Source organism: Nocardia sp. NBC_00403, from assembly GCF_036046055.1.
Lineage (GTDB): Bacteria > Actinomycetota > Actinomycetes > Mycobacteriales > Mycobacteriaceae > Nocardia.
Genome location: NZ_CP107939.1, coordinates 3,331,462 through 3,358,426 on the forward strand (window position 1 = coordinate 3,331,462; position 26,965 = coordinate 3,358,426).

The window sequence follows — 26,965 nt, forward strand, 5'->3', positions numbered from 1 at the left end:
ACGGAACGTTCCACTGAATGAGCACGCAGCTATGCCCGCGCGACGGGAAGAAACCGGTGCGCGAAGATGGGCAAGTGTCACAGCAGAAGGTTGCCGCCGGAATCTCCGACCGGGAGGCCGAGGTCCTGACCCTGGTCGGGGAACATTGCAGCAATGCCGAGATCGGCGCGCAACTGTTCATCTCGGTGCGCACCGTGGAGACCCATGTGTCCTCGCTGCTGCGCAAGGTCGGTGTCCCCGACAGGCGGGCGCTCGCTGCCCGCGCGGTCAAGCTCGCCCGCGCGGAGCGGACGAGCGAGACGATGGTCGCCCTTCCCTCGCCGTTGACGTCGTTCGTCGGCCGAGCCCAGGAGCGCATCGCACTGCGCGAGGCTGTTTCCACGCACCGTCACGTGACCGCCCTCGGTCCCGGCGGGGTCGGCAAGACCCGACTGGCGTTGGCCGTCGCTGCGGACCTGGCCGGTGATTTCGCGGACGGCGTCTGGTTCGTGGACCTCGTGCCGGTCACGGATCCGGCGATGGTCGGATCCGCGGTGGCCAGTGCTCTCGGCCTCGGTGAGCAACAGGGCCGCAGCCTCGACGATTCGGTGCTGACCGCCCTCGCCGATCGCCAGGTCCTGCTTGTGCTCGACAACTGCGAGCACCTCCTCGACGGCGCGGTGCCCTTCATCGAGCGTCTGCTCGCTCGCTGCACGCGCGTGACCGTACTGGCCACCAGCCGGGCCCGGCTCATGGTGCCCTTCGAGCAGGTCTATCCGGTTCCCCCGCTGTCCCTCGACGGCGACGCCGCCGCAGCGGACGCCATTGCGCTGTTCTTGGAACGAGCCGCTGCCCTGGGCTGGCCCGTAGATCCGGGGCAATTGGACCGGGTCGATGAGGTCTGCCAGCGGCTCGACGGGCTCGCTCTGGCGATCGAGCTTGCGGCCGCCCGCCTGCCCACGCTCGGTCTCGACGGTCTCACCGCGAGCCTCGCCGATCCGCTGCGGCTGTTGGTCGGTGGACGTCGTGCCGACGAGCGGCACCAGTCTGTGCGGGCCATGCTCGACTGGAGCCAGGCCCTGCTCACCACCTCGGACCGGTGCCTGCTCCGGCGCATCTCGGTCCTCGTCTCGCCCTTCACCGCCGCCGACGCTGCCGAGGTGGCCGGATATCCACCGCTGGAGCCGAACGCGGTCGCGGATGGCCTGGCTCGGCTCGCCGAGCAGAGCCTGCTGACCGCCGTGGCTTCCTCGGGCGGCACTCGCTACCGAGCCTTGCAGACAATCCGCCAGTACGAGACCGAGCAACTCATCGCGCACAGTGAGCTCCGCGAAATGCTTGCGCGCCACCTGCGCTGGTGCTCGACGGCCGCCGCCGCGTTGGCCGAGGAATCCCTGCCCGCCAGCGGCGACTGGCGCAAGAGGTTCGAGGCCGCGGTCGACGACATCCGGGCAGCCCTGGCCTGGGCGGCGGAACAGTCCGATCACCGTGCCGACGCGCACGACCTGGCACTGGCCCTGGCTCAGCTGACCTTCACCCGGAATCTGGTCGGCGAGTCTCAGCAGCGGTACGAACAGGCGGCGTCGCTCACCGACGACCCGGTCGTCGCGGCATCAGCGCTTCGGAACGCCGCGGTGGTGGCCGGTTGTCGAATGCGCGGCGAGGACATGTACCGCTTGTACCGCGCCGCCGCGGACACCGCGCGTAGTGCCGGAGATACGGCCCGCGCCGCTCGCGACCTGGCCACGGCCGCAATCACCGTCTATCGGATGGCCGACACATTCTCCCAGTCGCCGCCCTCGGGCGAGGCCGCGGCGCTGCTGTCGCAGGCACGCGAGCTGGCCGGCGACGACCCGGCCGCCGAGGCCGCGGTAGCCCTGGCCGAGTGCGGTGTTCTCGTCGACGCTGTCGACTCGAATCACGGTGTGCCCGAGGCGATCGCGCTCGCCGAGCGGGCAGTCGACCTGGCCGACCGGACCGGCGATCCACTGGCCCACAGTGCGGCCCTCGACGCGCTCGCCGCGGCTCAGTGCTGGGCAGGAGATCCCTTCGCCACCGCGGCAACAACCCATCGGCGAGTCGAGCTGCTCGCTGCGGTTCCGATGACACCGGCCAGCGCGCTCGAGCGGGTCAACGCGCTCTCCGAGGCGTCCGAGACCTGCATCGGAGCGGGTGATTTGGCGGGGGCTCGCCGGTGGGGTGAGCAGCTTCGCGACCTGCCGTTGCTGGCCGAACGGGGTGACTTCGCGACATCGCGGCTGCTGGTGGCGGATGCGCTGGCGGGCAATGTCGACAACGTGCTCGCCGGCAGCAGACGGTTCATCGACGCGTGGGAGCTCTCCGGACGCCTGCACGCGCCCAACCTCGCCACGGCAGCGGCCGCGGTGGCGCTGGTCCACGGCCTGCGCGGTGACGACGCGGCGCGAGCCGAGTGGCTGGCCATCGTCGACGAACTCGGTGTGACACCCGAGCAGAAGGCTGCCTACAGCGCCGTGTTCGACGCTATTGTCCTGCTTCACCACGGACAGGCCGACCGAGCCTTGGCAGCACTATCGGCCGAGCCCGACGAGATGGACGAGCAGGTCATCTGGGTGTGGCGGCATTGGTACTTCGCACTGCGTGCCGAAGCCGCGGCGCTCGCCGGTCATCCGGATGCCCGTGGCTACCTCGCCACGGCTCGAACCGTGGTGGCCGGTAACCCGATCGCCGGCGCGATCGTCGACCGAGCCACGGCTCTGCTCGACAACGACCCCGCACGCCTACTCACCACCGCAGCTGCCTTCGAAACAGCCTGCTGCCCCTATCAACAAGCCCGTACGCTGACTCTCAACGGCGGCGACTCCGCGGCAGCCGACAACGCCGCCCGTACCGACCAGGCCTAACTCTGCAGGAAGGGGACGAAGTTGTCGGAGCTATCAGGAACCCTTGCTGACGATCCGTTCGGTGATCGGCACCCAACCAGTCACGAGCGGCTGGCGGGACTGTCCTGGGATGCGTCGTACCACGACGGTCCTGCGCCTTGGGATATCGGTCGGCCGCAGCCGGCAATAGAGCGGGTGGCATCCGACGGCGGATTCGCCGGAGCGGTGCTCGATGCGGGCTGCGGGACCGGCGAGAACGCTCTGCACGTCGCCTCGCTGGGATTGTCGGTGCTGGGCGTCGATGTGGCCGAGACGGCACTGGCGATCGCCCGGGAGAAGGCGCAGGACCGTGGGATCGAGGTCGAGTTCGCTGCGGCTGACGCGTTCGGGCTGGAGCGATTGGGGCGCAGGTTCGAAACGGTGCTGGATTGTGGACTGTTCCACACCTTCGACGGCGACGAGCGACCCGGATACGTGGCGGGCCTGGCGTCGGTGACCGAGCACAACGGAACCCTGTATGTGTTGTGCTTCAGTGACGATGGTCCCGATACCGGCCCGCACCCCGTCGGTCGGGACGAGCTGAGGGCGGCGTTCAACCCCGGCAATGGATGGAATGTCGCCGCAATCGAACCCGACCGGATTCACACGAGATTCCACGACGACGGCGCACCGGCCTGGTTCGCGACAATCAAACGGATCTAGACTGCGACGTTCTGCAGGGGTGACCGAGTCTGTGGCAGTAGGCATTTCGGTGCCACGCCGTAGTCGGCGTGCTGAGTGCACGCTCGTCGTGGCGATCGTCTCAGGGTGCGGCGGCCAGGGACAGGGCGTCGGCGGCGCGGTGTTCGGCCGCAGGTAGGTCGGCTATGCAGGCTGCCAGGTCGTTGTGGTCGGGGGAGTCGGTGGTGGCGAGCGCGGCGAAGCGGCTCCAGATGTCGGCGCAGTCGCGGTAGGCGTCGGCGGCTGCGCGGAAAGGTTTGTCGCCGGTCAGGTCTGCGACTTCCTTGCAGAAGTCGGATTGCAGGCGGCGGAAGAAGCCGCCGCCGGTGCCTGCCTTCTCCACGAAGATACGGACGGTGCGCAATGCGATGCCGAGTTCGTCGGGAGTGAGGTCCGCGGGCCATCGGGCGACGTCGTGGCAGAACTTCTCGACTCCGGCCAGGCCGAGGGTGCGGGTGGAGCCGGGCGGGAGGGACGTTTCGGCCGCTCCGATCGGTTCCTCGGTCTTGCCGTGCAGGTTCGCGACGGCGGCCGTTGCGGCATCGCGGGCGGCGAGGAGCAGGTCGGGGAACCGGTCCGGGAAGTGCATCGGGTAAGTGGCGTGCCGGTTGGAGTCCGGAAAGCCGCTGGAGTAGCGGGCTTTCGCGAGTGCCTGTAGGGGGACCGTCTGTACGTCGTCGCGGTCGTTGTCGACGATATAGGCGATCTCGGCGTCGGTGTCGTAGCCGATGACGACGATGTCGTGGCGGGTATTGGAGAGTCGGACGCGCAGGTAGGGGAGTTCCATGATGTCTGCCCAGACCATGACCGGTCGGCCCGCGTCGAGTTCGCCGGTGACCCATGACCAGGCGAGGGCAGGATCATCGGTCTGGTCGCGGCGGGTGTCGATGCCGAGGCGGGCGCACAGATCCAGCTCCATATCGGCCGTGCGGCCGACAAAGTAGAGCGGTGGCATGAGGCCGGGGATCTGCAGGTATTGGAAACTCAGCCCGCCGCCCATACCGAAGACCAGCGCCTCACCGGGCGGGCCGTTCCAGCCGAGTCCAGCCCATTCGATGAGGTCGCGCAGGGCCCCGGAGCCGCAGTGGCCGCCGAGGCGGTGCGGGTAGTCCTCGATCAGCACGCGTGCCACGCGGGGTCCTCCATTGTTAACAGTCTTGTGTGGTCTGTAATGGAATAGCATGGGTTCGGCGCAGTGCGATGTCAACCGGAGGTGAACAGTGTCGGTGCCGATGACCCCGTGGGGTCCGGTGGCGGCGGACCCGCCCGCGGAGGATCGCAAGAATCAGATCCTGGACACCGCATGGCGTTTGGTGGTGGCCCAAGGCGTCTCGGCGACCTCGATGTCACAGCTGGCTGCCGAGGCGGGCATTTCCCGGGTACTGCTCTATCGTCACTACGAGAACCGGGACGCGGTCGTACGCGACCTGCTGGCCCGCGAGCTGTTCCGGTTCTATGCCGAACTGCACCGGCTGCCGCAGCCCGGCGAGGCGGTCGAGGGTGCCGCACGCAATATCCTGCACACCATTGCCTACCTGCGGAATAGTGTTCTGCTGCGCAAACTTCTGGTGGCCGAACCGGCGCTGCTGCCGTATTTGACGCTGGAGGCCGGGCCGCTGCTGGAGGCGTCGAGCCGGTGGTTCGCCAGCCAGATGATCGAATGGAGTGTGCCGCCGGAGCGGGCCGGCAGGGCGGCCGAGCTGCTCACGCGCTTCGTCGCCTCGGTCGCGCTGACGCCGCGAGTGAATATTGACTTCGATGATGTCGCCGAGAGTCGCGAGGTGGTGACGGCGCTGGTGCGCGGGCTGATTGGTCCCGGCGCTTCGATGTGACCGGCCGGGTGTCTGTCCGACGAGGTCTTGACATGCCGCGTTCGCGGACCGAGTCTGTCTGTTAACAACAGTGCATGGTGTGTCAACAGATTAGCCGCGCTGTCGGACAAGGAGCGTGCGCGATGACCGCTACCGACCAGCCGCCATCCTCGGCGGGACAGCTCCTGGCAGAGGTGCTGCTCACCGACTTCGGCGCCGCGGGACCCTATGACGGCTATCGGCGATTGCGGGAACTGGCCCCGGTATTGATTACCGGCAGTCGCACACTCGTGCTCTCCCGATACGCGGATTGTGATGCCGCGCTACGTAATCGGGCGATCGGCAAGGCCGACGAGTCGCTCGGATTCCGGCTCTCGCCGATTCCCGAGGAACTGCGGCAGCGGGCCGCGTACCGCTTCCGCCGGACAATGTTGTTTCGCAATCCGCCGGATCACACGCGGCTGCGTCGGCTGGTTTCCTCCGCGTTCACCGGACGTCACGTGGAGGAACTGCGTGCCGCCGTAGTCACGCAGATCGAGACACTGCTCGACGGCTTGGCCGAGTACGACACCGTCGACATCATTTCCGAACTGGCGCTTCCCCTTCCGGTCGGCGTCATCGGAGACCTGCTCGGCGTACCCGAGGGCGACCGCGCCGCCGCCGCGCCATTGATTCGCGACATGCTTGCGCCACTGGAGCCGAGCTCGGACGCCGCGGCCGTCGCCCGCTCCGCCGTCGCCGAGGACGAACTGGCCGCATACTTCGCCGATCTGCTCGCGGCCAAACGCCGCCGCCCGGCCGATGATCTGCTCAGCCGCCTCGCCACCGCGCGCGGGGCGGACGGGCTCGACGACGACGAATGTGTCGGCAGCGCCATCCTGCTGTTCACCGCCGGATTCGAAACCACCACCAACCTCATAGGCAACGGCCTCGCCGCCCTCCTGGCTTTTCCGGATCAACGCGAACTCCTGCGCAGCAGACCGGAACTCGCCCCCGGCGCGGTCGAGGAGCTGCTGCGCTACGACGCCCCCGTGCAGACCGACGGCCGCACTGTCCTGGAGTCGACGACCGTGGCGGGTATCGAATGCGAGCCCGGCCGCGTCATCCTCATGCTGCTCGGCGCGGCCAATCGCGATCCGGATCGCTTTTCCGATCCCGACCGCCTCGATCTCACCCGCTCCGGCTCCCCGAATCTCGCGTTCGGCTCCGGCATCCACTTCTGCCTCGGCGCACATCTGGCCCGTATGGAGGGCATCGAACTCTTCCCGCGCCTGCTGGCCCGGTTCCCTGCCATAGCGCCTGCGGGGGAACAGATATGGCGATCGGGGCTGTCCTTCCGCGGGCTGCAATCGCTACCGATCTCACTGAGCTGATCAGGAGTCGAACAGCTCGAACGATTCCGCCACGCCTGCCCAGTCGCCACCCATGTTCAGGTCCAGCGGTCTTATCGATGAAGAGTGCGGCGAAATTTGATCGCCGAGCGGATCATCCAGGGCGCAGCGAGTCCGGCAGCGATCGCGGTCAACGGCACGATGACATGGCCCCATGCATCACGGATCGGGTGGTAGCGCGCGACGCCGTGACTGATTTCGATGTAGCCCACCGGGCGCGCGTCGATGCCGCCGCCGACACTGTCGCCCCCGCCACCGAATCCGAAGCCCGCGCGCGCAACGGGGATGATGGTGATGCCGTCGGCGGTGATCGGTTCGCCGAAAACTGTTGCTGCACCGGCTCGTCCACCGATCGAGTCCACTATTTGCTCCAGCATTACCGTGGGGTAATCTGCGGCACCGGGCCCAATGGGCTCAGCTGTCGGGGAAGCAGGATCCTGCGATGCCTGCATGATTGTGGACCTCCGTAGCCGTTGAAATTGTTTGAGCACCGGTGGTGGCGTACCAGGCTGAGCGACGCGGTTCATTGCAACGCGTTCGACCGCTTCTTACCTGGCCGCCACGGCCGACCAGCCGTAATGTGTCGCCAATCCACCCGGAGCCACGGTCGCAGTGGGCTCACCTGTGCAATCGTTGGATGCGTACACCAGGAAATTGCGCTTACTGCGGTTTTCGAAGCGTATGTCATGCGGGAAACCACTAGCCCAGCACGAGTCCAGGTTACTCAGCTCCAGGGTGCCTTCGATGATCACCACTTCTCGGTCGTCCCCACCCCCGGCTGAGCCGGTGGGGAGGGCCGAGACAGTGGGAGCCGCGACCGACATTGCAGCGACGACGAGAGCGCCTGCGACAGAGCACATTCCAATTTTCACCAGCTGATGCTACAAGTGACCGCCCCCCGGCCCAGCCATCGCCTCACCCGCCGCTCGGATCCCCGACTGTCGGAAGCGCGGTCACCTCAGCGGCACCCGCAGTGGCGGATGTGCAGCGTTTTTCCTGGCCGCGGCAAGTTCAGCCCATGGTCGCTGTCACCAGGCGCGGCCCGGCCTTTTCGAGGGGTTGTCGGGCGTCGATTCGGCGACAGCTTTAGGGGTCAGGTCGCCGCATCGTGGCCGGTTCGAACAGCACGATATGCGGCTACCGTGCATTCTGAAACCGCCGAAAACCTCTCCTGTATTGAGATTCCCCCGCTTTCTCGGATAGCTCTGCGATTGCCAGTGGTGGGAAGTTGGTCGAGGCCCGGATGCCTAGTCTCGGGAGGGACCATGCCGGTCCTTTCATCATCGAAATCGAACATTTCCGCGTTCCTCTAGAGGATGTATGACTCACATTACGCCGCCACGCCCGGTCGATCTCGTGGCCGTCTTTCCCGAGCTGACGTCAGTGGCCCGCACCGCGACTCGGCTGCATCCGCGTCCGGGAACACCATCGGTGCACGACAGCTCGATCGGCGGGCCACTGTTGTGGCCGGCAAGCGAGCCATGGCCGCACTGCCACGCCGAGGATCACGACGCAGAACGGCTCCCGTCGATCTCTTTGGCGGACGCCAGGCTGGAGCGACGGATACGCGCGGCCAGAAACAGTGAGGGCAGGGAATACACCACGGAGGAGAGGGAAATCCTCGACCGGATGGAGGAGCGCCCGGCGACCGACGGTCCGATAGCGATGCTGCCGGTCGCGCAGTTGTACGTCCGTGACGTGCCGGGTCTGCATCCGCCCGAGGGAGCGGACCTGCTGCAAGTGTTGTGGTGCCCGTACGAGCACGACGACGATGGTATGCCCAAGACCGCACTGTTCTGGCGGTCCGCGGCGGCGATCACTGACGTTCTGGTGGATCCTCCGGAACCGGCGGAGTACGAGCAGGACCTGGTGCCCGAACCGTGCATGATCGATCCGGAACAGGTGATCGAATACCCGAAATCGGGGGAGCTCGAGGGGGAGCTTCGGCAACGAGTGAACCAGTGGACCATGGCTCAGATTCCCGGCGTCGAGTTCGACGGTCTCGAAGACGACGATCAGCCGTACGACTTGTTGTGTATCGCGCCCGGATGGAAGATCGGCGGATGGATCAGCTGGAACATGCAAGACCCTTATCCGAACCCCTGCCCCACCTGCGGCACCCCAACCGAGCCGCTACTGACGATCGCCAGCCGCGAGTGGGAAATGAACGGCCGCCACTGGGTCCCGTACGAGGACCAGGCCGCCGACATCTTGTGGGGTGCTGTACAAGGTGGCCCGAGCAGCCCGACCCGGATCTGTGTCTCTGACGTCAACAACCAGATCATCCGAATCTGCCCGACATCACATGAGCATCCGCACATCCAGATGATGCAATAACCAACTACGCGGCGAACGATCAGTTCCACGGACGCCGCACAACCGCTCATCGGCATTTGCGCACGTTGGGAAGCCATGTCGACCAACGGATCTGGACGATCGACCAACGCGCGATCAGCGGCATGTGAGTGCGTTGGAAGCTGTCGGCAAACCAAAGTTGACGGTCTTCGGCGTCAACCGAGCAATGGTTCGGCGATGGTTGTCGGCGCACACGTTGGAGATCCGGCGCTCGAAACTGCTCTACCCCGGCAAACCAGGATCCGGCCTGGTCGAGCTGGTGGCCAGATCCCGGTACCGCACGGCCGACAACCTACACCGTTACCTCATACCATCACTGATGGTCTTGCGCGGTATCGCCAGTCTGCTCGGACCCGTCCTCGCCGGTCGCCGATAATCCAAAGAGGTTGCTGACGTTTTTCGTTTGGCCCGCTGATACCTTCGCGATGTACCGATACCAGTAGCGTTGGCCGGCTGAACCGAACTCGAGCAGCTTCACGTAGCCGCTGATGGCCTTCATGTACAGGTCGTACCCGGCCGGCACGTCTGCCGAGTCGCGGGGAGTCAGCACGAACAGTTCATAATGCCGACTATCCCATTTTATGATGACCTGAACGGGTAGGGGGTAATCGTTGTACAGCCTGCCATAAGCGGTAACGTCTTGCTGGGGGTGGCCCGTCCCCAATGAATGAGACCGCTTGATATTAGAGTCCTGTTGGCCCTGGTGAGGGCTGGAAGGGACGATGAGTGACATGGCTGGTCGGAAGCGGCATTCCGCAGAGGACATCGTGCGCAAGCTGCGCCGCGCCGATGAGTTGGCCGCGGAAGGCAAGACCGGCGAACAGATCGCGGCCGAGTTGGGAGTGTCGGCGGCGACGCTGTACAACTGGCGCCGCCAGTTCGGTGGCATGGACACCGACGCCGCCAAGGAGCTCAAGGAGTTGCGGGAGCAGAACACGCGGTTGAAGCGGCTGCTGGCCGATGCGGAGTTGGAGAAGGACGCGTTGCGGGAGATTGCGAAGGGAAAATTCTAGGCCCGGCTGCCAAGCGTCGCGCCGTGGACATGCTCAGAGAAGTTCAGAGCCTGTCGGAACGGTTCGCGTGCAAGGTTGTTGGGCTCGCCCGAGCCACCTACCGGCGTATCCCGGTCGCGGCGACCCCGGCCGATCCGGACGCCGATCTGCGGGCCTGGCTGCGCGCCTATGCCACGAAACATCCCGGCCATGGGTTTCGCCGTGCCTGGGCCGCGCTGCGCCACGACGACGGCCGGGAGGTGAACAAGAAGAAGGTGCACCGGTTGTGGAAAGACGAGGGGCTGCAGGTGCGGGCGCACTCACCACGCAAGCGGGCCGGCGCCTCCTCGGCGCCCAGGATCGACGCCGACGCACCAAAAGTGGTGTGGGCGTTGGATTTCCAGTTCGATTCGACCGTCGACGGCAAGGCGGTAAAGATCGCGTCGATGATCGACGAGCACACCCGCGAGTCGGTGCTGCACCTCGTGGAACGCTCGATCACCGCCGAGAAGCTCGTGACCGAGCTGGAGAAGGTGTTCACCGCCCGAGGCGGCCCACCGCTGGTGCTGCGCATGGACAACGGGCCGGAGATGATTTCGGCAGCGCTGCAACAGTTCTGCGCCGACCGGGTGGGTATCTCCTATATCCCGCCCGGGACGCCGTGGAACAACGGCTACATCGAGTCGTTCAACCGACGGCTGCGCGCCGAGTGCCTCAACCGCAACCACTGGACGAGCCTGCTCGAGGCCCGGGTGGTCATCGGCGACTTCAAGACCGAGCACAACCTGCGGCACCGTCACTCGGCGCTGGGCTATCTCACCCCGGCCGAGTACGCTGCCCGCTGCAGCCACACCCACCACCCCGTGGCCTGCGACATCAACTGAACCTGGATCGAATACCACCCGGCTCTACTACCGGGCGGACTCGATATCGGGGACTCGCCAGGGGGACTCCGTCGAGACCGCCTCCGAATCCGGCACGACCAGTTCCTTGTCTTCAATGTCGACTTCAGTCACGTGCGCTCCTTTTCGGTTGTGCTCTCGGACAAGGCATCAGTAGCGCGAGCCCGACCGGATAACGCTGCAGCCCGCGTCGGTTGGTTGTGAAGACCCGGTCAAACACAGTATGAGCAGGGTTCCGCACCACCGCAGTCGTTTTCGGTCAACGGGAAGCAGGTCGTGGCGCACTTGGTTCGACGGCAGTTCGGCTCCCAGACGTACTGAACCGTCGTTCGAGCGGTACTCCACCCCTGTATTGCTCGAACATCCGAAGGGCGGTAGCTGACACAGCCCCGCCCGCGAAGTTGGACAGCGACGCGGGCGGGGCTGTTTCTGGGAGTTGACTGCCCGGCCTGACCTCCCGGACGCGCTCGATCGGGTCCGCACCTGCAACGACCAGCCTCCGATCGGGGGAACTCTGGCATTACAACGTCCGGAAATCGGCATTTGCGCGCGCTGGGAAGCCATGTCGACCAACAGATCTGGACGATCGACCAACGCGCGCCCAGCGGCATTATCGTGCGTTCACTCGGGGCTGACCGGGTGGCGTCGACTGCCGATGCTCGAGCGGCAGCGACCGGGCTGTGGCGCTAGACCCGCTTCTGTCGTTCGAGATCCCGGGAGCCACATCGGGCCAAGTCTTCGCGACGGCGGGCCAGCCCCCAGCGGCTTGCCTGTGGAACTGGAAGGCCATCAAGCACAAGCCGGTTCCGTCGCATTCGTGTCGACGGATATGTCGTAGCGGTGCCATAGCATTCGCCGAGAATCTGACGGATGCAGTTCGCCGAACGAAATGCACAGGTTGAAGGGCAATGGCACAACATGAGCAAGGACGACCGCGACTCTGATGAGAACTGGAGCGTGAGTGAGGATCCGCCCGCTGCTGTAGCGAGTCTCACCAGAATGCTGTCATGCATCGGGCCGACGTGTGGGGACTCTATCGACTGGGGTTCGGCGGAGCGGATCTACGGAACCTCCTTCCCGGCCGACTATCGAGCCTTCGTCGCAGCCTTCGGCAGCGGCACGATCGAGGAGATGGTCATGGTCTTCACCCCCGCCGTCTCTTCGGCCGAGTCGCACACGCTCGAGGTCTCGAGGCTCTCGGAGAGCGCGCTCGCCGACGATGTAGTAAACCACTGGGCACTGGCCGACCAAGGCCGGTATCGGCTGGAGGACCTGCTCATCTGGGGCTCAACAGCCGCAGCCGACACTTTGTGCTGGATCACCACAGATCCGAACCCGGACCTATGGCCGATCGCGGTCTACACACGCTTTGATCTCGAGTGGACGGTATACCCGTGTGGTATGGCCGAGTTCCTGCTCAAGCTCCTCCGCGACCAGTGGCACCCATGGCCGATCAGCGACACCTCGCTCCGGCACGACACGCACCCGCGCTTCCTGCACGACAAGGACGAGGCAGCCGCATACGAGGCGGGCCGCGACCCCTGGGAGCACTGATCCGACCGACCTGCTCGATCACTTTCGGAGAACCTCGGCTAATGGCGGCTCAGAACCCGATCGCACATCGGCATTTCAGTGCGTTGCGGGAGGCTGAACCGGTGGACAGCGTTGTTCGCGGGCCGCAGCCGCGCGACTCGATATTGTGGTTCGCGCGAGCCACCGCTCGAGGTCGGCGGTCCCCGGAGCCGTGCTGGACCCCGGGCCGGTGGTGGCTGCCGTTCCGCACGCCACGGCGGCGGCGAGGCATTTCGCCGGCGGCCAGCCGACGAGCAGGCCATGAACGAAACCGATGTTGAAGCAGTCACCGGCTCCGGTGGTATCCAGAGCCGAAATCTGTGGTGCGGCAACGTCGTAACGTTCGCCGTCGTGTGTTGCGGTGGCTCCGGCGCTGCCGAGTTTGATCACCACGGTCGGCACAAGTTCGTTCAGCCGCGATATCGCATCATCTATGGTCGGCGCCCTGGTCAGCCGCAGTGCTTCCTCGGCGTTGGGCGCGAAGATATCGGTGGAAGCCAGCGCGGCTCGCACTCCGGGGGTGTCGACATCGACGGCGACGTCTTGGCAGTCCATCACTACGGTGATGCCGAGGTGGCGGGCGAGCTTCAGTGCGTGCACGGTGTCGGCGTCGTAGCGTAGTTGCGGCACGATCAGGACACGCGGTCGGTATTGCCGCAGCAGCGACGAGAGCGGTTGCGGGGAGCTCGGGTCCTGGAAACTGACCATCGCACGGTCCTCGGGCGTCGACAGGGCGACGGTCAGGCTGCGCAGCGGCGTCGGCTGATGTCGATAGGCGCTCTCGTCCAATCCTTCTGCGCGTGCCGCCTGGAGGACATGGGTGCTGAAGGGGTCGGTGCCGAAGTCGGTCGCCCACACAACATCGTGCCCGAGCCGATGCGCGGCCATGGCCAGGGTGTAGGCGCCACCGGGCATCATTGTGAACCCATCAGCGAAGACCTCTCGGCCAGGTCGGACGGGCTCGGGTAGCCCGTGGAAGATGAGATCCACAAAATAGGCGCCCACCACGAGAATTTCCCGCCCACCCGGCTCGTCTGTGCCCATCCGATGAGCGTACCGGGGGTGCGGTGCCGGATGCGGGTGTCGGTCGAGATGGTCACGGCGGCAGGGGGATTCATGCTGCGGGTGTTAGCTTTGGATTGGTGATGAGGATTCTGGTCACCGACTTGGACGGTACGTTGCTGGGCGGGGAGATCGCCGACCGGCGTCGGCTGTGTGCGATGTTGGCCCGCCATCCCGAGGTGACGGTGGTTTTCGCCACCGGCCGCGGCGTGGCGTCGGTCACCGAGGTGCTGTGTGACCCGCTGGTGCCGAGGCCACGCTGGATCATCGCCGATGTCGGTGCCACCGTGGTCGACGGCACCGACCTACAACCGGTCGGGGATATTCAGGCCCACCTTCGTACCGGATGGCCTGGGACACAACAAGTTCGGCATGCGTTGAGCCGCTTCGGGCAACTGACGTACCAGCGGGTGGCGCAGGACGGGCGCTGCTCGTATCACCTGGCATCGGGCCAGCTGACCGACGAACTCACCGCCGCTGTCCACGCGCTCGGATGCCGGTGGCTGTACTCGGCGGACCGCTACTTCGACGTCGTGCCGCCGAACGCATCAAAGGGCAACGCCGTGGCAGCGTTGGCCGAAAAGTTCGGTTGGCCAATGGATTCCATCCTGGTGGCCGGTGATTCGCTCAACGATGCATCGCTGTTCGAACTGGGCACACACGGCGTGATCGTCGGCGCCGCCGAGCCCGCCCTATACCGGGCGGTTCCCCTCGACGCGCGTATCCATCGCCCCGAGCGTCCGGGCGCGGGCGGGATTCTCACAGCACTACACGCGCTGGGGTGGGTCGCACCGGACAACTGCACCGAGGACCGGCACTGCCTGATAGTCGGCTATCACCGACCACCGGTCTCCCGGGGTGAGCGACGATCACCGTCCAGCCCCAACGGGATTCTACCCAGCCTGACCGCCCTGTTCGCTCAGGGGTTGCCGGGCATCTGGGTCGCCGCTCAGGTCGGCGAGGACGGTGTCGACGCACGCGAGCACGACGCCCCGATGTCACTGCTGCCGGTGACCCCCGACGAATGGAGTGGCTACTTCCATCGCGCATGCAAGGACACACTGTGGCCGATCCTCATGTCCGAGCCGCACCGCATGCGCTTCGATACCGCGGCCTGGGCCCACTATCGTGTAGTCAACCAGCGATACGCCGAGCGTATCGGCGAGCGAGCAGCACACGGCGCGACCGTCTGGCTACACGACTACAACCTGTGGCTCGTCCCCGGCATGCTTCGCCAGGTCCGACCCGATCTGTGCATCGGACTGTTCCACCACACTCCGTTTCCGCCGCCGGAGGTGTTCGCCGCCCTGCCCACGGCAGACGAAATCCTTTCCTCGCTCATACAGTTGGACTGGGCTGGATTTCACACCAATGCCTTCGCCGACAACTTTCGACAAACCCTGGTTGGCCGGCCCACGCTGCCTGCCGTGGGTGTCCATCCGCTGGGTATCGATCGTCCAGCCATCGAAACACTCGCCCGCAGCCGTGCCCCGCGCATACAGCCCAGCCGTCACGCGTTGGTGCTCTCCGTCGAACGTCTCGATTACACCAAAGCCCCCGTACACAAGGTCGACGCCATAGCGGCGTTGCTGGAGCACCGCCCGGACCTGCACGGCCGATTGGTGTTCCGGCTCGTCTGCCCACCACCGGAACCAGGCATCTCCGCCTACGACACCACTCGCCGCGCGCTCGAGCGACGCATCACCGAGATCAACGACGCCTGGCGTGTCCGCACTTGGCAACCGATCGACTACATCCCGCACAACCTGCCGCTCGCCGAGGTGATGGACCACTACCTGGCCGCAGACGTGTTCTGGGTGACATCCCTGCAGGACGGCATGAACCTGACCGCAAAGGAATTCGTCGCCGCCCAGTCGGCGGTGATCGGACCCGGCTCCCGGCCCGGCGTGCTAGTGCTGTCCCGCTACGCCGGTGCCGCAACAGAACTCGGCGACGCCGCCCTACTCACCGACCCGCATTCCCCCGAAGACCTCACCGCCACACTTGCCCGCGCACTGTCCCTCGACCGCACCGAGCGCCGCACTCGCGCGAAACGTCTGGCCCACCTCTTGGGCCACGACCGCCCCATCGACTGGGCAACCCGCATCATCGACGCCATCCGCGGCCGCACCCCCGACCCGGCCGCAGTGCCGATCACATACCAGCCGTCCTGATCGCGCAACTCGGCAGATTCGGACATCGCGAAACACGCGGAAATCGGCATTACCGCGCGTGCACACCGCCATTCATTCACCCGGTCGACGCAGCTTTTCGACCGACCGACGGCCGCCAATAGATTCACGCACGACATGGGTCTGTATTTCGATGTGGACACGATATCGAGGACTGCCACTTCAGCTCACCGCACCCAGCACACACTCGAACGGGCCAAAGATCCAGTAATCACCTTTCATGCTTGGACACCTGTATAGGTTTGCTAACTCGAAAGGAACTGCGAAATGAGCGCTTTGGGCACCCCAATCAAGAAGATCGTCGCCACCAGTGCGATTATTGGCGGGGCCGGCATGGCATTCGTTGGCCAAGCTTCCGCCGCTACCGATCAGGAATGGGACAGCCTCGCCGCGTGTGAGTCGGGTGGTAATTGGAGTATCAACACCGGCAACGGGTTTCAGGGCGGCCTGCAATTCTCGCCGGGGACCTGGGCTGCATATGGCGGTGCCGCGTATGGGCCGACTGCCGACAAAGCCAGCCGTGAACAGCAGATCGCCGTCGCCGAGCAGGTACTCGCCGCTCAGGGCTGGGGCCCTTGGGCAGGTTGTTCGGCAGCGCTGGGCGTTTTCCGGTGAGACAGCAGAGCTGTCCGGCGGGTAGGCCCGCGCCATGACACTGCGGCTCGGCGGGCGCATTCAGATCGCCGAGTCACGCGCTCCGCGACTATCGCAGCACTATCAATGCGCGGGCCAGGTTCCGAGATCGAAGCGGATACCGGCACGCGGCATTGTTGTGGCGGACAGTCAGATCATGTCGCGGAAGGTTTCGCTGAAGTGGGACGGGGTGGCGAAGCCTGCGTCGATTGCGGATCGGGTGAGGTCGTGTCCGGCCACAGCCTTGCAGACCGTGTGGACCATGCGGTTCCACCGCTGATACCCGCGGAATGTGGTGCCATACTGCTGGGTGAATAGCCGCAGGAAATGGGTGGTGGACAGGCCCAGGTTCGCGGCTATCCGGTCGGCGCGGAAGGTTCGGGACGGGTCAGCGCGAATAGTGGCGGCGACCTGCTCGATTCGCCGGTCGGCGGGCCGTGCGGTGCCGGCGATGGCACAGGCGTAGATGTGGTCGGGGTCTACTCTCTCGGCTCGGCACAGCTCCGCCAACTCACGTTCCCGGCGATGGTTGAGTCCGAAAGATCCTGCGGCAGAGGTCATCTCGTCAACAATTGCGGTGGCCGGTGCGCCCGCGGGCTCGACGAACAGCGCCAGGATCCATCCCTCGGTGGCGACTATGCGCTGCGTCGTGCGGGCGGGAGCGAAAGAACTGCCGGTGCGTATCCGCCCATGCGTGCCGGTATGCAGCACAAGTGGCGCGTCCAACCCGACGCTGAGCATCGCGACCGAGGGAGAATGCGGGTCGACGCCGAGATCCGGCCCGACGTATCCGATATGACCAGGCCGCATCCACGCCACCGGTGTCCGCGCGGGGCCGCGGACCTCGGAAAGCGCATCAGTCGTCACGCCTGCCAGGTTAGCGCTACGCCGCCTGCAATACAGCGGCCGACGGATGGCATCACGAAGAGCCCGGAGGGCGCATCACTCGAAGCGACCTGTATCGATTGACCAGGAACGTTCCGTTTCGCGTAGTCGCGAGTAGTGCTGACACTACCTGCCATTGGGGCGGCAGCAGGCTGCTCGCTGCAGGTCGCTTTCCGTAGCTTGATGCCGTGAGGTTGAAACTTGCGTTGCTAGTGGCGGCGATTTCGACAGCAGCGTCCTGTGGCGTGGACAATTCGGCCGATACGAGGGAAGCGGGTCGGGAGCAGGTCACCGCTGCCTTGAATGATGCTGTGCGTCTGGGGTATCCGGGTGCACAGGCCGTGATCGACGATAAAGGTCACACCTGGACGGTCACCGCGGGCGTCGGTGACCTAGCAGTGGGCAAGCCGTTCCCCGACGATGCCCGGGTACGGATAGGCAGCATCACCAAGACATTCGTGGCGACGGTAATGCTGCAGTTGGTGTCCGAGGGCAAGGTCGAATTGGATGCGCCGGTGGAACGATATCTGCCGGGAGCGGTGCGCGGGCCGGGTACCGACGGGAATCGGATCACGATCCGAAATCTGTTGCAGCACACCAGCGGATTACCCGAATACGCGGCGGAGTTCGGGGCGACCCCCAAGCCTGGACAACTCGAGATCCTCACCGAGCAGGTGCGGTGGGGAAAAACGGATATGGCCGAAGCGGTGCGCAATGCGCTGACCGCGCCCGCCGATTTCGAACCCGGAGCACAGTGGGCATATTCCAACACCAACTACGCCCTGGCGGGGATGGTGATCGAAAAGATCACCGGAGGCTCGGTCGGCGCGGAGATCACCCACCGCATCATCGAGCCGCTCGGCTTGCGTGGCACCTACTATCCGGATCCTGACGAAACCGATATCCGCGGTCCGCATCCTGTCGGCTACAGCGAGGTCGGCGGCAAACGGGTCGACTACACAAGCCAGAACGTGTCGTCGGCTGGTGCAGCGGGCGCGATGGTCGGCACCGGCGCGGACCTCAACCGGTTCTTCACGGCACTCCTGGCCGGAAAACTGCTTCCGCCAGTGCAATTGGCAGAAATGAAGAATGTCAGGTCCACCGGAGAGAGCAGCGAAATGGCATACGGTCTCGGGTTGATACGGATCTGGATGCCTTGCGGAAGAGAATTCTGGGGGCACGCCGGAGGCATACCGGGGTCGCTGACCTATGCCGGCGCGGTTCCGGCTACAGGGCGGACGGTGACCATCGCGCTCAACCAAGACTTCACCGATGAAGAGCGTTCGCCCGCTGGAACTCGTGCGCTCAGTGCCGCGGTCTGCGCGGCGCCCTAGAGTCCACACCAGCACGTCGACACCCCGGTCGCCGGATTACCAGCCGTATGAGCTGGGTCGGAACGCTCATCGGCGTTACCGAGCGGTCGTGGTTGACGTTCTGTGGTGAAATGCAGCGACATGTTGTGAACCTGCAGGTGAGAAGGATCCCCGCCCGGATCGGTACCAGAGACCATAACGACTCCCGGCTGCTGCACGGCAGGGGAGAGACCGGGCAGGACGGCATCCGGTCTCGAGTCTGTCGCGCCGTCGCGCGGCACGCCACCTCGCCTGGTACCGCCGGATCACCGTCATGCCGGCGGCCCCCGAGAGCACGTCGTCGGCTCGGGTCGCGCCGTGCCGGGATCGAAGGTCCGCCGGCTCCGCCGCCCGCCGATACGCGGCGCATCGGATAAACCAACCGAATTCGATCACCGAATTTGATCTTCGAATCCGCATCCGGGGTGAAGATCAAATGCGAGATCGACTCCGCCGCACACCGATACGGGCACCGTCGAATAAATCAACCTAATTTGATCTTCGAATCCGCACCCGGAGTGAAGATCAAATTGCGTTACCTCGACACAATAGAGTGTTAGCCCATTATTAACGGTGATTCATCTCACAATAATATAAGTGGATTTACAGATCTCTTTTTCATAACGTTGCTGGTGCCGCCCGTTATGGCGTCGTTATCCATCTGTGGAAGGAAGCCCCGTACATGTTCTCTCGCAAGATCCTCGCCGCCGCCGGCACCGTCTCCGCCGCCGCCCTGTTCTTCGGCCCGGTCGCGGTGGCCTCCGCCGCCACCTCCGCTGACTCCGCCGCCACCGGCTCCGCGGGTGCGGCCTCGGGTTCGGCCTCGGGTTCGGCCTCCGGTTCGGCCGGCTCCTCCACCGGTTCGGCCGGCTCGTCCTCCGGTTCCGCCATGCTCGACTCCGGCAGCTCGGCCCTCGACGGCGGCACCTCCGCCATCGTCAACATCATCGATGCCATCACCGGCGTCAGGGACCTGAGCCAGCCCAAGCCCGCCGCCTGATTCGGTCTCGGTAGATCACCGCTTCCTCCATGGCGCCCCCGGGGCCGGATCTCTTTTGTGCCGCGACGCTACGCATCAGCGAGCGCACGCTATTGCAGTGAATTTGCCAGAACCGCACCGGTCATTCCCGGTGTCGGACGCCTCGGGGCGCTAGCGCATTCGATGTGCATGCCCCGGGCGCGTGAACGGTTCGCTCGCCGAGTCACCGGCCAGCCCACAAGCATTCAACGCCGAATGCCATCCGCGCCAACGCCGCCGCGGTCGGGAGTACGTCACGAAACTGGTCGGTGCCGGGAGCGGTTACCGCGGTCGGCAGATGGTGATCGGACCCGTCCATACCGCAACGGAAAGCCCTTCACCGCACGCCGACTTCCTACCCCTCGGACCCGCGTCGGCCAAACACCGGCGTCTGCGCGGGCAATACCGTAGCTGAAGGTGCGTTCGACTCAGATCCTCGCCTAGCGGCGAGCCGTTATCAGCCAGGCGCGCGAGTCGAACCACACGCCGCCGGTTGTGCTGTGCGCGGCCATCACCAGGCGCAGCCGTTCGAGCGCCCGCTCGGTCTCGTCGGCATCGAGCTGCGCGAGCAGATCGCTGGCCATGCACAACACCAGCACCGCGTCAACAGCGGCGTCGGGGTCCGCGCCGTAATAGACGGGCTCGCATACGTCGGTGATGCGTACGTCGGTAAACCCGGCCGTGGTGAGAATGCCGTTCACTGTGGCCGGATCGGCCAGGGAGAACGGGCCGTCACCCGCAATGGGGACCGGTGGGTCACCACCCAGGAGTGCGCGGTGTATCGCGGCCACCCACTCTTGTCGACTACTGTCCTGCCAGACCAGTTGCACCAGCCGCGCCCCGGGCAGTAGCGCGCGCCCTATGTTGGTCAATGCCTCGACCGGATCGGCGAAGAACATGGTGCCGAACCGACTGATCCCGAGAGTGAAATGCGCCGGTGGGAACGGATGGACCTGTGCATCCGCCCGCTCGAATCGCACATTGGAGTCCCTCGGCTGCGCCGAGTCGGCGAGCACGCGCCACCATTACCGAGGATGCGTCAACGCCGAGTGCGCTGCCCCGGATCGCGAGCCTGGCGGCATCACGGGTGGTCTGCCCGGCGCCGCAACCGATGTCGAGGACGTTGTCGTCGGGTGCCACGTCGATGGCGTCGCGCAGCCGCTGATGATAATGGCGTAGCTCAGCGTCGTAGTCGAACACTCTGTTCGAGTCCGGTCCTACGCGATTCCCACGGTCAACCATGGAGCCATCTTGGCAGCCACGCCGCGCCGGGGCGCGGCAACGCCCGCGCGAATGTCTGCACCGAGATCGCGGGTCCGGTTCGGCTGTTCGAGGGGGGCATGGATGGACTCAGACATGGAGGGTGGGCCGGTAGATGAGCTCTTGGATGTTGCCGTCGAGCGTCCGGCTCTCGATCAGTTCGAGGTCGAAGTCGGCCGCACCCTGGAAGATCGGGTCATCACCGGTCTGACCGGTGATCACAGGGAAGAGCGTCACCTGGACGCGGTCGACCAGGCCGGCGGCCATCAACGCCCGGTTCATCGACAGGCTGCCGTGCGAGCGCAACGGCACCTCGGACTCCTTGAGCCGGGCGACGACGTCGACGGCGTCACCGCTCACGACGGTTGCGTCCGGCCAGTCGAGGGGTCCTTCCAGGGTGGTCGACACCACCGTTGCGGGCAGGCTCCTCATCCGGGTGACCCATGGGTCACGCACTGACTCGTCGGTGCCAGAGGCCAGCATCTGCGCGAACGCCCGATAGGTGTTGGCCCCGAAGACCATCCGCTGCTCCGTCTCGTACAAGGCGAGGCGGTGGTCGAGCAGTTCGGGGCCTTGCTTGCCCCAGTAGCCGCCCCAGTCGCCGCTGCTGACGCCGCCGTAGCCGTCGAGGCTGGAAAAGACGTCGAAGGTGTAAGTGGCGGTCATGATGCTCTCCTCGGGTGCGGTTGATCGGGTGTGTGGATACAGACGGGAAACCACGGCGAAACTCATCGCCGTTCGACTCCTGGAGTCCGCTCGCCCCGTATGCGGCCCAGGACTTGACCGCGTCCAAGCGTGGTCGGCAACACGGGCGGCATGGCTCTGCTCGATCGGGCAGCGACGACCCGAGCATCGAACGAGGCCGCCGCGGCTGGTGGCGTCGCTTCATATTCTGATTTCGGACACGCCTCTTACCGCACTGAATTCGGCACAATGGGACATTCTGCGCCGCAATCGATCTCGCCGCGCAGACCGCCCGCCCAGCGGCTATTACAGTGCGTTGCTGAGCGCTATCTACTCAAAGTGGATGAACGAGAAGACCTCTCGAAATCGCTGCAGGGAGGGGAGTTGGCGTCGTCGTTGCGGTTGTGCTGCGCATCGTAGGCTTCGGTGCTGCCGATCAGCACGCCAGGGTTGTCAGTTCCCTTGCGCCGGAACATTTCCGGGAATGCTGTCCGACTTCTTCGCGGACGCCGGTGGAGTGGGCTCGGTGTTCGACCGGGCATTGTGCCTGTAGGGTTCGGTGATCAATCCGGGGAGGACTACCGCATGGCGCAGCTTCAGCATCGGATCGACGAAATGACTGATGACTCGGGATTCCTCGGGCTTGTCGACCCACACGCGTACACATCGTTCGTGGGCGAAGACTGGACCTTGGAGATGCTGTTCGAGCGCGTCGAATCGGAGCTGCGGCAGCGGACGATGCTGCTCTGGGGAACCGGCGGCGAGGAGCAATGGCGGATCGACCTGTCGGATTCGCCGGTAGATCCGCGGCTGCCGATCATCAGGCAAATCGCCGGCCCCATCACCGTGACGCGCGGTGAGCTGGTCGTCGTCAATTTGGACACGGTCACCATGGCTGCCCAGTTCGCGGACTCCGCCGTGGACGACGACAAGGATATATACGGGTCCAGTATCGAACTCCCGAACGGCGACTACATCTGCACCATCAGTCAACTCACCGATCCCGAAAAGGATCGGACACATGAAGGCCCCGACTTCCACCTCCAGCTGCTAGCTGGACGAACCTCACCATGGTTCGAGGTCGCGTGGTCCGAACTATGACCCTCCGACGGATGGTCCGCAGCTCCGCCCGAGGGCATGCTCGGCCCGCGCGGTACGCGGCATTACGGTGCGTTCGTCGCACGGTCGAGAGGATCAACGCCGGTGAGAGCCGAACTGGCGGCCCATAGCCCGGCGGCGGTGTCGAGGTCGGTCATGTGCGGGTAGGGCGTTTCTTGATGTGGTCGTCCGCGGAGACCGAAAATTCGTGGCCCCCAGAGTTGCCCGCTCGTGATCTCGGTGTCCAGAACAGCGCGGACGATAGTGTGGGCCCCCGTGTGTTTGCCGTGCAGCACAACATTCGCGGGAAGTCCGCGCAGGCGTTGAGCGATGGTGCGAGCGAACAACGGTGGCCGTGCCGGGGTCAATGTGTCCAGGGCACCGCCGGGGTGGACGACAATGCTGGCGGTGCTCGCGGCACGCGCGCGCAAACGGCGATCCAGTTCGAAACCGAACAGCATCTGCGCCAGTTTCGATCGCCCATAGCTACGCTTGGGCCGATAGTCGTGCTCGGACTGCAGATCGGCAAGATCGAGCCGCTCCGTCCGGGCCGCGAAGCTACCCACGGTGATCACCCGGCTGTTGGCGACGGCTGTCAGCATCGGCGCCAGGTGAGCGATCAATGCGAAATGCCCGAGATGGTTTGTCGCGAACATCAATTCGTGCCTCTGAGCGCTCACGCGGCGTTCCGGACCCGACAGCATGACCCCGGCATTGAGCACGACCGCGTCCAAGCCGTCGACGCCGAGGGCATCCACCGTCGCAGGCAGAGAGCGCAGATCCGCCAGATCCAAGTACACCTGACGCAGCCGAGCACCCCTGACACGTGCCCGGATCGCCTGCACCGCCAGGTCGGCCTTGACGGTGTCGCGGCAGCCCAGCACCACGGTGGCGCCGCTGGCCGCGAGTTGTTCTGCGGCGAAGTACCCGATGCCCGCGTTGGCGCCGGTCACCAGAAACGTCTTCCCGTCGGCACGATGGCCGCTCTGCCAGGTCATGGCATCGACCCTCACACCAAGCTCTTGCACCGCCCTCACATCGCACTGGCATGGCAGCGCCGCGCCGGCTCGCAGGGTCCGTTCCGCTGCGCCGGAGCCCATCGACAGCTATCCGGTATTCGGGATGAGCGGGCGTTGGGCCTTCGTGATCCGGACCGATGAGTGGTACGCAACTTGCCCACCGGTGTTTCCTGGGTGGGTAGTCGCGGCGTTGCGACTACCCACCAGGCATATTGCGGGTCGGGTTCGCGTGCGGACTGTCCGTCCGACATGACTTGTTGAACACCAACCATTTCCGGCACGTTTGTTGCACCGTGGTCGTTTTGGCAACCGTCAGGGCTGGCTCGTACTCGGGGTCTCACATCCCAGGCAGTTCAGCGCCTGCATGGCCTCGCGCTCTATTCGTGAAAGATCGCAGAGGATAGTGCCTGCCTGCACGAGGTACTGCGCATCGCCCGATTCGCCAGCTTTCGTGATCAGTGCTGCGTCCCAGTAGATGAAGGACAGACCGGAGCCCGGGCCGAAGAGCATGGGCTCGGACAGATCGAGTCCTTGGTGCCGCAGCAGCACCCCGAGAGCTGTCGTTTCGCAGTGCTGCGTATCGCGGGCATCGATGTCCATTACCGTGGTCATGCCGTGCTCTCCTGGACGGGGATGATCAGCCAGGTCATCAGTGCTTCTTGCGGTGCTTCTGTCGGTCCGACGGGATAGGCGCGAGCGAGACGCCCGATGGTGAGAAGTTCGTCTTGCACGCGATCATGGTGGACCCTCCTGCGATGGGAGAGTCCAACGCTGTACCCATTGGCTTCGAGGCCGTCCTACTCTTGTTCGCCGTCGTCATCGCTTGGGACGGCCTGGGCACACACGGGCGCAGTCCGCGGCTGGGCCTGCCGGCGACGATGTCGAATTGGTGAGGATCGACTTGCCGATAGTCGAAGCGCCTTCTCTCGATCACGCGGCTGCGCCGGGGCCTGGGAGGAGATCGACGTCGCCGGCGTGCATCGGCTCGCCGCAGTGAGCGCAGCGCAGGTCGACTCTGCTGATCTCACCGCATGCGTGATGGCGGTAGAGCACCGGCGGACCGGCCGCACCCGCGAGCCACTTGTCTGCCCACCCGACCATGACCATGAGCATGTCGACGAGTTCGGTGCCCTTCTGTGTGAGGTGGTATTCGTACCGTGGCCGCTGGTCATAGGCCTTTCGCTCGAGTACGCCGTGCTCGACGAGGTGGTTCAACCGCTCGGTCAGCACCTTGCGTGAGATGCCGAGGTCGGCCTGGATCTGCTCGAACCGGGTGAGCCCGACCCACACGTCGCGCAGGATCAACGGTGACCACGCCTCGCCGATGACATCGAGGGTGCGCGCGATCGAGCAGGTCATCTCACCGAAGTTCGTACGTTGCATGCCAGCAGTCTAGCAATTGGGGTTCCCTTAGGGAACTTTGACTGCTACGGTTTTGGAGTCTCTTGAGGGAACTTCGAAAGGATTACGGCGATGAGCAAGGTCTTCAGCGCCCACGCAGTCTCGGTCGACGGGTACATCACCGGTCGCGATCCCGGTGCCGGGCGCGGACTCAGCGACGGGGCGACGCTGTTCGACTGGTACACCGACGGGGACACCTCCAGCGCGGTGTTCGACATGTTCGAACTGAGCGAGCCGAGTGCCCGCGTTTTCGACGCCCTGGCCGGGCGAGTGGGTGCGATCGTGGCGGGACGCAATACCTACGAGGATTCCGAGCACTTCGGCGGCGGCAGCCCGCATCCGACGGCCAGGCTCTTCGTCCTCAGCCATCGGCCCGCACCGGAGATGACCGAGCGGCAGACCCTCGTCACCGGGATCGAGGAGGCGATCGCGGCGGCCCGGAAGGCGGCCGGCGACAAGGACGTTGGTCTGATGGGCGGCGGCGTCGTGACCGCGGCGTTGCAGGCCGGGCTCGTCGACGAGGTGATCCTGCATCAGGTGCCGATCCTGCTCGGCGTCGGCCGGCCCTTCTTCCAATCACTCCCCGAGCACGTGCGCCTGCGTCTCGTCGAAGCCATCCCGGCGCCGGGTGTCACCCATCTGCACTACGAGGTCCAGCGATGATCCTCGACCCCGCCCTACGCCGGGTGCTCGATGGCACCCCGCTCGCCCACCTTGCCAGCATCCTCCCCGACGGTGCTCCCCACTCCGTTCCGGTCTGGATCGGCACGCACGGTGACCACATCGCGATCCTCACTGGGCCGGGCTCCCGCAAGGCCCGCAACATGCGGCGCGACCCGCGGGTCGCGCTCTCACTGGCCCTGGCCGACAACCCATTTCAGCCGGTTGCCGTCCGAGGCAGGGTCGTCGAGTGGCTCGAGGGCGACGCCGCTTGGGCGGTTATCGACCGGATCTCGACGAAATACATCGGCGGTCCCTACTCGCGCGGCGAGGATCGGGTCGTCGCTCTCATCGAGCCCGACCAACAAAGCATCAGCTGAGAAACGGATGGTTCGAGCGCAATTCGCTTCAGGGTCGGCGCGAGATCGTGGCCTGATGCCGAGATCATCGACAACATGCCACTCGGTGTCGGCACTGGCATCGGCTACTCGAGAGGGCGCCGCTACTTCGAGCTCGGCCGAGTTCCGCTGTCTTCAAATCACCCACATGCCTTGGCGGCCAACGGAATTCGATACCGTCGCACGCATCCCCCGGATCGGCATCGACGCAGCATCCGCCGACTTGACTGCTGGCCCCCCACGTTAACTACGCAGCATTGGTGCTAGAGGGTCAAAGCAAAAATTCCCATCTTTGGGAATGTGCATTTTGTGGAGCAAGCTGGGGCCACCTGAGGAAGGAACCATGAGATGAATGTAATCAGAATCGCGAGCCGAGCGGTGGTGGCCGCCATAGCGGCCGCCACCATGCCGCTGGTCGCGCTATCACCCGCAAATGCGGCTACACCTGCGGGGGTGTGCGGTTCGGGATTCTACGAAATCGACCATCACGCCGGGTTGCGCTACGGCACGATCTACCTGATGTACAACGGTAGCGTTAATTGTGTTGTGACCATGAAGACCTCGTATGTGGGGACTGCCTCGCTCACAAACGCATATGTGTTGACCAGTCCTAGCAACATCAGCCAGGATCAGAACCAGTACGCATACTATGCGGGCCCAGCAAAGCTCTCAGCGAAGGGCCAATGCATCCAATGGGGTGGCGGGGTTTCGCCTCCTGGT

25 protein-coding genes and 1 pseudogene are annotated in these 26,965 nt (G+C 65.2%); 14 read left to right on the plus strand and 12 right to left on the minus strand.

The features are described 5' to 3' along the window. The first annotated feature begins 17 nt into the window (after positions 1–17). Together OHQ90_RS14485 and OHQ90_RS14490 are read left to right on the plus strand one after the other, a co-directional pair. Entirely contained in the window at positions 18–2,861 is a 2,844-nt protein-coding gene (locus OHQ90_RS14485) for a LuxR C-terminal-related transcriptional regulator (RefSeq protein ID WP_328410854.1), read from the plus strand. A 21-nt stretch (positions 2,862–2,882) separates the two neighbouring features. Further along, positions 2,883–3,542 (plus strand): class I SAM-dependent methyltransferase, encoded by a 660-nt coding sequence (locus OHQ90_RS14490; protein WP_328410855.1) that lies wholly within the window; start codon positions 2,883–2,885, stop codon positions 3,540–3,542. Between the two features lie 100 nt (positions 3,543–3,642). On the opposite strand, the gene OHQ90_RS14495 is transcribed toward OHQ90_RS14490, so the two are convergent. Beyond that, complete coding sequence (locus OHQ90_RS14495) at positions 3,643–4,692, minus strand: BtrH N-terminal domain-containing protein (protein WP_328410857.1); 1,050 nt, start codon at positions 4,690–4,692, stop codon at positions 3,643–3,645. A 100-nt stretch (positions 4,693–4,792) separates the two neighbouring features. Here OHQ90_RS14495 and OHQ90_RS14500 point away from each other — a divergent pair, with 100 nt between their 5' ends. Further along, positions 4,793–5,392 carry a TetR/AcrR family transcriptional regulator gene (locus tag OHQ90_RS14500; RefSeq protein WP_328410859.1) on the plus strand — a complete coding sequence of 200 codons (600 nt, stop codon included), beginning with the start codon at positions 4,793–4,795 and terminating at the stop codon, positions 5,390–5,392. 122 nt (positions 5,393–5,514) lie between these two features. Continuing rightward, positions 5,515–6,744 carry a cytochrome P450 gene (locus OHQ90_RS14505; protein ID WP_328410861.1) on the plus strand — a complete coding sequence of 410 codons (1,230 nt, stop codon included), beginning with the start codon at positions 5,515–5,517 and terminating at the stop codon, positions 6,742–6,744. A gap of 71 nt (positions 6,745–6,815) precedes the next feature. Here the strand turns inward: OHQ90_RS14505 and OHQ90_RS14510 are convergent, their stop codons facing one another. Next, a complete protein-coding gene (locus tag OHQ90_RS14510) occupies positions 6,816–7,139 on the minus strand; it encodes a hypothetical protein (protein WP_328410863.1) in 324 nt (107 codons plus the stop codon). A 943-nt stretch (positions 7,140–8,082) separates the two neighbouring features. On the opposite strand from OHQ90_RS14510, the gene OHQ90_RS14515 reads away from it, so the two are divergent. After that, positions 8,083–9,099 (plus strand): hypothetical protein, encoded by a 1,017-nt coding sequence (locus OHQ90_RS14515; RefSeq protein WP_328410864.1) that lies wholly within the window; start codon positions 8,083–8,085, stop codon positions 9,097–9,099. Between the two features lie 331 nt (positions 9,100–9,430). Here OHQ90_RS14515 and OHQ90_RS14520 read toward each other — a convergent pair whose 3' ends face one another. After that, on the minus strand, positions 9,431–9,667 hold the full coding sequence (locus tag OHQ90_RS14520; RefSeq protein WP_328410866.1) for a hypothetical protein: 237 nt from the start codon (positions 9,665–9,667) through the stop codon (positions 9,431–9,433). 181 nt (positions 9,668–9,848) lie between these two features. Here OHQ90_RS14520 and OHQ90_RS14525 point away from each other — a divergent pair. After that, positions 9,849–10,993, plus strand: a protein-coding gene (locus OHQ90_RS14525) for an IS3 family transposase (protein WP_442941243.1) whose coding sequence is annotated in 2 segments (ribosomal slippage) — positions 9,849–10,116 and positions 10,116–10,993 — 1,146 coding nt in all. Because the reading frame shifts where the segments join, the coding sequence is not laid out codon by codon here. Positions 10,994–11,929: 936 nt separating this feature from the next. After that, positions 11,930–12,565, plus strand: a complete 636-nt coding sequence (locus tag OHQ90_RS14530; RefSeq protein WP_328410868.1) for a hypothetical protein — start codon at positions 11,930–11,932, stop codon at positions 12,563–12,565. A 75-nt stretch (positions 12,566–12,640) separates the two neighbouring features. Here OHQ90_RS14530 and OHQ90_RS14535 read toward each other — a convergent pair whose 3' ends face one another. Then, on the minus strand, positions 12,641–13,627 hold the full coding sequence (locus OHQ90_RS14535; protein WP_328410870.1) for a carbohydrate kinase family protein: 987 nt from the start codon (positions 13,625–13,627) through the stop codon (positions 12,641–12,643). Between the two features lie 101 nt (positions 13,628–13,728). Here OHQ90_RS14535 and OHQ90_RS14540 point away from each other — a divergent pair, with 101 nt between their 5' ends. Next, positions 13,729–15,819 (plus strand): HAD-IIB family hydrolase, encoded by a 2,091-nt coding sequence (locus OHQ90_RS14540; protein ID WP_328410872.1) that lies wholly within the window; start codon positions 13,729–13,731, stop codon positions 15,817–15,819. A gap of 285 nt (positions 15,820–16,104) precedes the next feature. Then, a pseudogene (locus tag OHQ90_RS14545) lies at positions 16,105–16,443 on the plus strand (transglycosylase family protein); the annotation flags it as partial. Positions 16,444–16,620: 177 nt separating this feature from the next. Here OHQ90_RS14545 and OHQ90_RS14550 read toward each other — a convergent pair. Next, positions 16,621–17,337 (minus strand): AraC family transcriptional regulator, encoded by a 717-nt coding sequence (locus OHQ90_RS14550; protein ID WP_328410874.1) that lies wholly within the window; start codon positions 17,335–17,337, stop codon positions 16,621–16,623. 206 nt (positions 17,338–17,543) lie between these two features. Here OHQ90_RS14550 and OHQ90_RS14555 point away from each other — a divergent pair, with 206 nt between their 5' ends. Continuing rightward, the gene (locus OHQ90_RS14555; RefSeq protein WP_328410875.1) at positions 17,544–18,689 is read left to right on the plus strand and encodes a serine hydrolase domain-containing protein; all 1,146 of its coding nucleotides are present in this window, start codon (positions 17,544–17,546) and stop codon (positions 18,687–18,689) included. 700 nt (positions 18,690–19,389) lie between these two features. Then, positions 19,390–19,707 carry a hypothetical protein gene (locus tag OHQ90_RS14560; RefSeq protein ID WP_328403398.1) on the plus strand — a complete coding sequence of 106 codons (318 nt, stop codon included), beginning with the start codon at positions 19,390–19,392 and terminating at the stop codon, positions 19,705–19,707. Between the two features lie 458 nt (positions 19,708–20,165). Here the strand turns inward: OHQ90_RS14560 and OHQ90_RS14565 are convergent, their stop codons facing one another. The 3 genes from OHQ90_RS14565 to OHQ90_RS14575 form a co-directional block, all read right to left on the minus strand. Next, positions 20,166–20,642, minus strand: coding sequence for a hypothetical protein (locus OHQ90_RS14565; RefSeq protein WP_442941462.1), 477 nt, complete (start codon positions 20,640–20,642; stop codon positions 20,166–20,168). Next, complete coding sequence (locus OHQ90_RS39400; RefSeq protein ID WP_442941395.1) at positions 20,530–20,967, minus strand: class I SAM-dependent methyltransferase; 438 nt, start codon at positions 20,965–20,967, stop codon at positions 20,530–20,532. Before OHQ90_RS39400 ends, OHQ90_RS14565 begins: the two co-directional genes overlap by 113 nt. A gap of 108 nt (positions 20,968–21,075) precedes the next feature. After that, positions 21,076–21,651: a dihydrofolate reductase family protein gene (locus OHQ90_RS14575; RefSeq protein ID WP_328410878.1), complete on the minus strand. Its 576-nt coding sequence runs from the start codon at positions 21,649–21,651 to the stop codon at positions 21,076–21,078. A 633-nt stretch (positions 21,652–22,284) separates the two neighbouring features. Between OHQ90_RS14575 and OHQ90_RS14580 the strand changes: the two genes are divergently transcribed. Next, positions 22,285–22,770 carry a hypothetical protein gene (locus OHQ90_RS14580; protein ID WP_328410880.1) on the plus strand — a complete coding sequence of 162 codons (486 nt, stop codon included), beginning with the start codon at positions 22,285–22,287 and terminating at the stop codon, positions 22,768–22,770. A gap of 62 nt (positions 22,771–22,832) precedes the next feature. On the opposite strand, the gene OHQ90_RS14585 is transcribed toward OHQ90_RS14580, so the two are convergent. From OHQ90_RS14585 to OHQ90_RS14600, 4 genes are all read right to left on the minus strand, one after another. Further along, positions 22,833–23,765, minus strand: coding sequence for an SDR family NAD(P)-dependent oxidoreductase (locus OHQ90_RS14585; protein ID WP_328410882.1), 933 nt, complete (start codon positions 23,763–23,765; stop codon positions 22,833–22,835). Positions 23,766–24,098: 333 nt separating this feature from the next. After that, positions 24,099–24,398 (minus strand): BtrH N-terminal domain-containing protein, encoded by a 300-nt coding sequence (locus OHQ90_RS14590; RefSeq protein WP_328410884.1) that lies wholly within the window; start codon positions 24,396–24,398, stop codon positions 24,099–24,101. Next, a complete protein-coding gene (locus OHQ90_RS14595; protein WP_328410886.1) occupies positions 24,395–24,517 on the minus strand; it encodes a hypothetical protein in 123 nt (40 codons plus the stop codon). The genes OHQ90_RS14590 and OHQ90_RS14595 overlap by 4 nt, the downstream gene beginning before the upstream one ends. 199 nt (positions 24,518–24,716) lie before the next feature. Beyond that, entirely contained in the window at positions 24,717–25,169 is a 453-nt protein-coding gene (locus tag OHQ90_RS14600) for a winged helix-turn-helix transcriptional regulator (RefSeq protein WP_328410888.1), read from the minus strand. A gap of 90 nt (positions 25,170–25,259) precedes the next feature. Between OHQ90_RS14600 and OHQ90_RS14605 the strand changes: the two genes are divergently transcribed. Further along, complete coding sequence (locus OHQ90_RS14605; protein ID WP_328410890.1) at positions 25,260–25,850, plus strand: dihydrofolate reductase family protein; 591 nt, start codon at positions 25,260–25,262, stop codon at positions 25,848–25,850. After that, positions 25,847–26,227, plus strand: a complete 381-nt coding sequence (locus tag OHQ90_RS14610; RefSeq protein WP_442941396.1) for a PPOX class F420-dependent oxidoreductase — start codon at positions 25,847–25,849, stop codon at positions 26,225–26,227. The genes OHQ90_RS14605 and OHQ90_RS14610 overlap by 4 nt, the downstream gene beginning before the upstream one ends. The last annotated feature ends 738 nt before the right edge of the window (positions 26,228–26,965 follow it).